The sequence below is a fragment of the Mycobacterium sp. genome, from assembly GCF_036490025.1.
Taxonomy (GTDB): domain Bacteria; phylum Actinomycetota; class Actinomycetes; order Mycobacteriales; family Mycobacteriaceae; genus Mycobacterium.
Map to the genome: position 1 here is coordinate 1 of NZ_DASXEP010000081.1, position 7,760 is coordinate 7,760.

Below are 7,760 nucleotides of genomic sequence, written 5' to 3' on the forward strand. Positions count from 1 at the left end.
TGATCTGCTTACGCACGTAGTCCACATCACCGACGATCGCGGCGTCATCGATGACCTCGTCGGGGATGATTTCGGCGGCCTTGTCCTTCTGGTTATTGCGGAACAGCTTGGTCACGTCGTCGACCACGTCGGCGTAGCCCATCCGGCGGTACACGTCGGCGTGGAAGTTGGTATCCTCGGCACCCATCCCGCCCATGTAGAGCGCGATGTAGGGCTTCATCGCCGCGAATGCGGCCCTGCGGTCCTCGGTGATCACGATGTTGGCGGTCGCGCAGATCTCGAAGTCCTCGCGGCTGCGGCGCGCGCCCGGCCGGGCGAACCCTTCCTCCAGCCACTCGTTGTAGGTGTCGGCCATCCGCGGTGTGTAGAAGATCGGCAGCCAGCCGTCGCAGACCTCGGCGGCCAACGCCACGTTCTTCGGCCCCTCGGCACCCAGCATGATCGGGATGTCAGCCCGCAGCGGATGGGTGATCGGCTTGAGCGGCTTGCCCAGACCCGTCACTGGTCGCCGGGCTCCTTCCGTCAATGGCAGCGGATAGTGCGGGCCAGCGCTGGTCACCGGCTTCTCCCGGGCCCACACCTGCCGGAGGATGTCGACGTATTCGCGGGTCCGGGCCAGCGGCTTGGGAAACGCCTGGCCGTACCAGCCCTCCACCACCTGCGGACCCGATACGCCCAGGCCCAGGATGTGCCGGCCCCCGCTGAGGTGGTCGAGGGTCAGTGCGGCCATCGCGCACGCGGTCGGCGTGCGAGCGGACAGCTGCACGACCGAGGTGCCGAGCCGCAGCCGCTGCGTCGATGAGCCCCACCAGGCCAGCGGTGTGTAAGCGTCCGATCCCCACGCCTCCGCGGTGAACACCGCGTCGAAATCGGCGTCCTCGGCCGCGGCCACGAGTTCGGCGTGGTTGTCCGGCGGCTGAGCGCCCCAATATCCCAGCTGGAGTCCGAGCTTCATGAGTGCCGCCTTCCCTGCAGGTCCTGACCCTATCTTGAATCCATTCTTAGAACCTGTTCTACTCGACGCTGTGACCACCAGCCAAAGCAGCCCGGTGCAGATCGATACCCATCAGAAGCCGCTCTCGGCGCCTCTGAGGCTGTCATTCGACTACACCCGTTCAGTCGGACCCACCCTCAGCCAGTTCTTCACCGCCCTGCGGGAGCGACGCATCGTCGGCGTCCGGGGCTCGGATGGCCGGGTCTACGTCCCGCCCGCCGAGTTCGACCCGGTCACCTACGAGCGATTGACCGAGATCGTGCCGGTGGCCAGTGTCGGGACCGTGCTGTCGTGGACGTGGCAGCCCGAACCCCTTGAGGGACAACCGCTGGACCGGCCGTTCGCCTGGGCGCTGATCAAACTCGACGGCGCCGACGTCCCGCTGCTGCACGCCGTTGATGTTGGAGCTGCCGGTTCCGATTCCATCAGCACCGGTGCGCGGGTGCATGTCCATTGGGTTGACGAACCGGCGGGCGCGATCACCGACATCGCCTACTTCGCGCTCGGCTCAGACTCCCAGGAAGCGGCGCCCGCCTTCGAAAAGACCGACGACCGTGACCCGGTGACGGTCCAGGTGACACCGAGCAGCATCGAAATCCAGCACACCGCTTCACTTCCCGAGAGCGCGTTTCTGCGTGGTCTCGAAGAAGGCAAGCTGCTCGGCGCGCGCACCGGCAAAAACGGGAAGGTGTACTTCCCGCCGAAGGAAGCGGACCCGGCGACCGGCCTCGAACTCGACAACTACGTCGAGCTCCCGGACAAGGGCACGGTGACGACGTTCGCGATCATCAACATCCCGTTCGCCGGCCAGCGCATCAAGCCGCCGTATGTCGCGGCCTACGTTTTGCTCGACGGCGCCGATATCGCGTTCCTGCACCTGATTCAGGAGATCGACGCGACCGAGGTGCGGATGGGCATGCGGGTAGAGGCCGTCTGGAAGCCCCGCGAGGAATGGGGTCTGGGGATCGACAACATCGAATACTTCAAGCCGACCGGCGAACCCGACGCCGACTACGACACCTACAAACACCACCTGTAAAGGGAACAACGTGACTGTTCGCGATGTAGCTGTCGTCGGATTCGCCCATGCGCCGCATGTGCGCCGCACCGACGGCACCACCAACGGCGTCGAAATGCTGATGCCATGCTTCCAATCGCTGTACGAAGATCTCGGCCTCGAGCAGACCGACATCGGCTTCTGGTGCTCCGGATCGTCGGATTACCTTGCTGGCCGGGCATTCTCGTTCATCTCCGCGATCGATTCGATCGGCGCGGTGCCGCCGATCAACGAGTCGCACGTGGAGATGGACGCCGCGTGGGCACTGTATGAGGCCTACATCAAGCTGCTGACTGGCGAGGTCGACACCGCATTGGTCTACGGCTTCGGCAAGTCTTCGGCCGGCACGCTGCGCCGGGTGCTGGCACTGCAGACCGACCCGTACACCGTCGCGCCGTTGTGGCCGGACGCGGTCTCGATGGCCGGGCTGCAAGCCCGCTTCGGCCTGGACGCCGGCAAGTGGACGGCCGAGCAGATGGCGCAGGTGGCGTTGGATTCATTCGCCGCTGCCGAGCGCACCGACTCGGAGAAGCCGGCCAAGAGCATCGACGAGCTACTGTCCCGGCCATACTTCGCCGATCCCCTTCGGCGCCATGACATTGCGCCGATCACAGACGGTGCGTCGGCGATCGTGCTGGCCACCGGTGACAAGGCTCGCGAGCTACGGGAAAACCCGGCGTGGATCACCGGCATCGAGCACCGCATCGAGACTCCGGTCCTCGGTGCCCGCGACCTGACCACGTCCCCGTCGACGCAGGCATCCGCGAAGGCTGCGACGGGCGGCGACACCGGTTCGATCGAGGTGGCCGAGATCTACGCGCCGTTCAGCCATCAGCAGCTCATCCTGACCGAGGCCATCGGACTGCCGTCATCGACCAAGACCAACCCGTCGGGCGGCGCACTGGCCGCCAACCCCATGTTCTCCGCCGGGTTGGAACGCATCGGCTTTGCGGCACAACATATTTTCGACGGCTCCGCCGGCCGGGTGCTCGCGCACTCGACCAGCGGCCCGGTGTTGCAACAGAATCTCGTCGCCGTGCTGGAAGGGAAATAACAATGGCAGGCCAATTGGCGGCGGTGCTCGGCACCGGGCAGACGAAGTATGTCGCCAAGCGCCAGGACGTCTCGATGAACGGCCTGGTTCGCGAGGCCATCGACAAGGCATTGGCCGACTCCGGGTCGACCATGGCCGACATCGACGCCGTGGTGGTCGGCAAGGCGCCCGACTTCTTCGAGGGCGTGATGATGCCCGAGCTGTTCATGGCCGACGCCGTGGGCGCGACCGGCAAGCCGCTGATCCGGGTGCACACCGCGGGTTCGGTCGGCGGGTCGACCGGTGTGGTGGCGACCAGCCTGGTGCAGTCGGGCAAGTACCGGCGGGTGCTGGCGATGGCGTGGGAGAAGCAGTCCGAGTCGAATGCCATGTGGGCATTGAGTATTCCGGTGCCGTTCACCAAGCCGGTGGGCGCGGGCGCGGGTGGCTATTTCGCTCCGCATGTCCGCTCCTACATCCGCCGATCGGGCGCGCCGACGCACATCGGCGCCATGGTAGCGGTCAAGGATCGGCTGAACGGCGCCAAGAACCCGTTGGCGCATCTGCATCAACCGGACATCACCCTGGACAAAGTGATGGCGTCGCAGATGCTCTGGGATCCGATTCGCTTCGACGAAACGTGCCCGTCGTCCGACGGCGCCTGCGCGGTGGTGATCGGCAACGAGGACGCCGCCGACAAGCGGGTCGCCGACGGCCATCCGGTGGCATGGATCCACGCCACCGCGTTGCGCACCGAGCCGCTGGCCTACTCCGGCCGCGACCAGGTCAACCCGCAAGCCGGGCGCGACGCCGCCAAGGCGCTGTGGAAGGCGGCGGGTATCACCAGCCCGATCGACGAGATCGACGCCGCCGAGATCTACGTGCCGTTCTCGTGGTTCGAGCCGATGTGGTTGGAGAATCTCGGGTTTGCGGCCGAGGGCGGAGGCTGGAAGCTCACCGAAGCCGGCGAAACCGCGATTGGCGGACGGATTCCGCTCAACGCCTCCGGCGGCGTGCTGTCGTCCAACCCGATCGGCGCATCCGGTCTGATCCGGTTCGCCGAGGCGGCGATTCAGGTGATGGGCAAGGCGGGCGATCACCAGGTTCGGGGCGCCCGCAAGGCACTTGGCCACGCCTACGGCGGTGGCTCGCAGTATTACTCGATGTGGGTCGTGGGAGCCGACAAGCCGTGAAATACACCTGCAGCATTGCGATGGGGCCGATCGATCAACTGGTCGACATCGCGAGGACAGCCGAAGAAGTAGGGTTCGACGCGATCGCGTTGCCGGACTCGTTGTTCTACATGGAGAAGGCCGCCGCTGATTACCCGTACACCCCGGACGGCTCACGGATGTGGAATGAAGACACGCCATGGGTTGATCCGTTGATCGCCGCGGGGGCGATGGGCGCGGTCACATCGAAGCTGTTCTTCTACACCAACGTGATGAAGCTCGGCTCGCGCAACCCGCTGCTGTTGGCGCGTCAGGTCGGTTCGGTGGCCAACCTCACCAACAACAGATTCGGCTTCGGTGTCGGCATCGGCTGGGCGCCAGAAGAATTCGAATGGTGCGGCGTTCCTTACGCCAAGCGTGGCAAGCGCGTCGACGAGATGATCGAGGTCATCAAACTCGTGCTGGACGGCGGGATGGTCGAATTCCACGGCGACTTCTATGATTTCGGCAAACTGCAGATGAGCCCGGCGCCGAGCAAACCGGTGCCGTTCTACGTTGGCGGTCACACCGACGTCGCGCTCAAGCGCGCGGCGCGGGTGAGCGACGGATGGACCAGCGCGATGATGACCGGCGAGCAATTGGACGAGACCATCGGCAAGATCAAGGCGTTGCTCGCCGAACACGACCGCGCCGACGCGCCTTTCGAATACCAGGCGGTCTGCATCGACAAGTTCGGCGTGGATGGCCACCGCGAATTGGCCGAGATCGGCGTGACCGACAACATCGTCATCCCCTGGGTTCTCGACGGGCTGGCCTTCGATGCCCCGGTGGAGAAGAAGAAAGATTCGCTGAAACGCTTCGCCGACATCTATATCCACTCGGGATGGCAGGACAAATGATTGAAACGCACGCACACCTGGCCGGCAAGCGCTCCCGCGATGCGGTGGGGGCCAGGGACAAAGAGGCCTGGCTGGCGGTATTCGCCGACGACGCGATCGTCGAAGACCCGATCGGCCCATCGCATTTCGATCCCGAGGGCAAGGGGCATCGGGGTCGCGACGCCATCTCGGCCTTCTGGGACAAGGCGATTGCTCCGACCGACAAGATCGAATTCGTTTTCCGCGACACGTATCAGTGCGGCAACGAGGAGGCCAACGTCGGCCACATCTTGATCACCGCGGCCGGACACCAGGTCACCGCCGAAGGCGTGTTCACCTATAAAGCCGACGATGACGGCAAGCTGTTGGCTCTGCGCGCGTACTGGGAAGTCGACCAAGCCACCGCAAGCGCGCGAAAGATCTGAACCAAGCACTCCTCTGCCCCGTAATCAAGTTGGAGCGACCTGCATATCAGCCTGGGGACCTGCAGGATGGACAGCGTGGACGAGCCCGTACGCGTACGAAGTGATTTCGACGCGCCCTCACGCTGGCTATGGCTCTTCAAATGGTGCGTGCTGGCGGTGCCGCACTACCCCATCCTGATAGGTCTGTATGTGCTCTATCCGCTGGTGACCGTCGTTGCCGGCGTCGCCATCTTGTTCACCGGACGGTATCCGCGTCCGCTCTTCGACTTCAATGTCGGGGTCTTGCGCTGGTCGTGGCGGCTGATGAATTACCGATTTCCGATGAACAGCACGGACAAGTACCCGCCGTTCACGCTCGCGTCGCGACCCGACTATCCAGGCGAACTGGAGGTCGACTATCCGGAGCGGCTCACGAATTGGCTTGTGCTGGTGAAGTGGTGGCTGCTAGCGCTCCCTCAGATACTCATCTGTTGGGCGATGGAGCCGCTGCTGCAGCTGTTGTGCGTCATCGCACCCTTCTGCCTGTTGTTCAGCGGGACGATCCCGGAGGGCATGCGGGACCTTCTGTTGGGCATGGTTCGATGGCGCTATCGGGTGGCCGTCTATGTCTCCTTGATGCGCGACGAATATCCGCCGTTCCGAATGGACCTGGGTAACCGATGACACGGCGTAATCCGTTGTTTCCGTACATCTATCGACTTGGCATGCCGGTGTTCGACCGGCTGTTTTATCGTCGGCACCGCCGAGAGGCGATGAGCCATGCGACCGGCCGGCTGCTGATGGTGGGCCTGGGACCCGGGACTGACTTGCTGTTCCTTCCACCCGCGGTGACGTCGGTCGCAGCCGTGGAGCCCGAGGCGGCGATGCGTCGAATGGCGTCGGCCCTGGCTCGTCGCCGCAACATTGCGGTCGATATCGTCGACGGTATCGGCGAATCGATTCCCTTCCCGGACAACAGTTTCGACTCGGTGCATGTCGGGCTGGTGCTGTGCTCGGTCGACAATGTGGCCGCCACCCTCGGCGAGATCCGAAGGGTCCTCGCTCGCGGGGGCAGACTTGTCGTTCTCGAGCATGTCCGCGGGGACGGGCTGATGGGTCGGTTCCAGGACCTGATCGCCAAACCGTGGTCATGGCTGGCTTCCGGCTGCGAGCCGAACCGCCGAACCATCGACGCCATTGCCGCGGCCGGATTCGATACCGGGGGATTACGCAACACCCGACGCACCCTGGTGCCGCCCCCGTGCACCCCTCATCTGCAAGGTTTCGCCACCGTCATCCAATGAACGTGTGGGTCAACCGTTAGGCAATCGTTATCTTCTGTTGAGCCTGTGTTCAGCTGCCATTCAGCTTTTGTTCATTGACGACACGTGTACCCCTTATGACCGAACATTCCGTTGGGTTTCTGATCCCGCGGGTCGCACCAGGTGAGGGGGTATCGCTCAGGTTTCTTGAGGTATATGCTCAGGTTGTACTAATAGTGACTTAAGTCACATTCCTCGATTGGAGACTCCAATGAGTAGTACTCGGCGCATGACACTCGTTCTCGGCACGGCTGCCGGTGCTTTTCTGGCCGCCGGACTCACTTCGTTGGCTACCCTCCCGATCGCCCACGCGGACGACGGGGATGCCCTCACCCTCGCTACCCTCGCCGACCCCGCATCGTTCGACCCCGCATCGTTCGCCCCCGCATCGTTCGACCCCGTATCGTTCGCCCCGGCGGCTGAGACGGACTTTATTTCCAACGTCGACAAGTTGTTCAGCCTTTTTGGGGTCACGGACATAGAGGCGGCCGACGCTGATGACGGGTTTGCAGCGATGGTTGTCAATATCCCGTCGCTCGGTATCACGGATGTGTTGACTTCTGGGGCAGATCCCTCAGATATGTTGGCGACGACGGCGGCTGGGTTAGGTATAACGCTGCCCGACGACATCGGCGTCGGGACGGCTGGCGTGACAGTCAACACGTTCATAGATTCGATGGACACAGCCCTGAACAGCACGTTCACCATTCCTTTCACGGATCCCCTCGAACCGCTGTGGGTCTTCCTTGTTGAAAACGCCTTCTTCGGCCTCTGAGGTGGACAGCTGAACTGAGATCGCGATCGCCTTAATCGACGCCGACCGCCTCGATGATGTTCAGTCGCGCCGCGCGCCGGGCCGGCGGCAGCGAGCCCAGCAAGCTGATCGCCAGCGCGCCGACC

General features: G+C 63.9%; 9 protein-coding genes. 8 read left to right on the forward strand and 1 reads right to left on the reverse strand.

The genetic code is table 11. The annotated features are described in order from the left end of the window. Positions 1-955: LLM class F420-dependent oxidoreductase (locus tag VGG53_RS09540; RefSeq protein ID WP_331517809.1), on the reverse strand; the 955-nt coding region annotated here is incomplete at its 3' end. Positions 956-1,025: 70 nt separating this feature from the next. On the opposite strand from VGG53_RS09540, the gene VGG53_RS09545 reads away from it, so the two are divergent. The 8 genes from VGG53_RS09545 to VGG53_RS09580 all read left to right on the forward strand — a co-directional run bounded on the left by VGG53_RS09545 (position 1,026) and on the right by VGG53_RS09580 (position 7,635). After that, complete coding sequence (locus VGG53_RS09545) at positions 1,026-2,033, forward strand: Zn-ribbon domain-containing OB-fold protein (RefSeq protein WP_331517810.1); 1,008 nt, start codon at positions 1,026-1,028, stop codon at positions 2,031-2,033. Positions 2,034-2,043: 10 nt separating this feature from the next. Continuing rightward, positions 2,044-3,105 (forward strand): thiolase domain-containing protein, encoded by a 1,062-nt coding sequence (locus VGG53_RS09550; protein WP_331517811.1) that lies wholly within the window; start codon positions 2,044-2,046, stop codon positions 3,103-3,105. 2 nt (positions 3,106-3,107) lie between these two features. Next, positions 3,108-4,277, forward strand: coding sequence for a thiolase domain-containing protein (locus tag VGG53_RS09555; RefSeq protein ID WP_331517812.1), 1,170 nt, complete (start codon positions 3,108-3,110; stop codon positions 4,275-4,277). Next, positions 4,274-5,155 (forward strand): TIGR03619 family F420-dependent LLM class oxidoreductase, encoded by an 882-nt coding sequence (locus VGG53_RS09560; RefSeq protein WP_331517813.1) that lies wholly within the window; start codon positions 4,274-4,276, stop codon positions 5,153-5,155. Before VGG53_RS09555 ends, VGG53_RS09560 begins: the two co-directional genes overlap by 4 nt. Continuing rightward, on the forward strand, positions 5,152-5,559 hold the full coding sequence (locus tag VGG53_RS09565) for a nuclear transport factor 2 family protein (protein ID WP_331517814.1): 408 nt from the start codon (positions 5,152-5,154) through the stop codon (positions 5,557-5,559). Before VGG53_RS09560 ends, VGG53_RS09565 begins: the two co-directional genes overlap by 4 nt. A gap of 66 nt (positions 5,560-5,625) precedes the next feature. Further along, entirely contained in the window at positions 5,626-6,222 is a 597-nt protein-coding gene (locus VGG53_RS09570) for a DUF4389 domain-containing protein (RefSeq protein ID WP_331517815.1), read from the forward strand. Beyond that, a complete protein-coding gene (locus VGG53_RS09575) occupies positions 6,219-6,842 on the forward strand; it encodes a class I SAM-dependent methyltransferase (protein ID WP_331517816.1) in 624 nt (207 codons plus the stop codon). The genes VGG53_RS09570 and VGG53_RS09575 overlap by 4 nt, the downstream gene beginning before the upstream one ends. Before the next feature lie 247 nt (positions 6,843-7,089). After that, on the forward strand, positions 7,090-7,635 hold the full coding sequence (locus VGG53_RS09580; protein WP_331517817.1) for a hypothetical protein: 546 nt from the start codon (positions 7,090-7,092) through the stop codon (positions 7,633-7,635). Positions 7,636-7,760 lie beyond the last annotated feature (125 nt).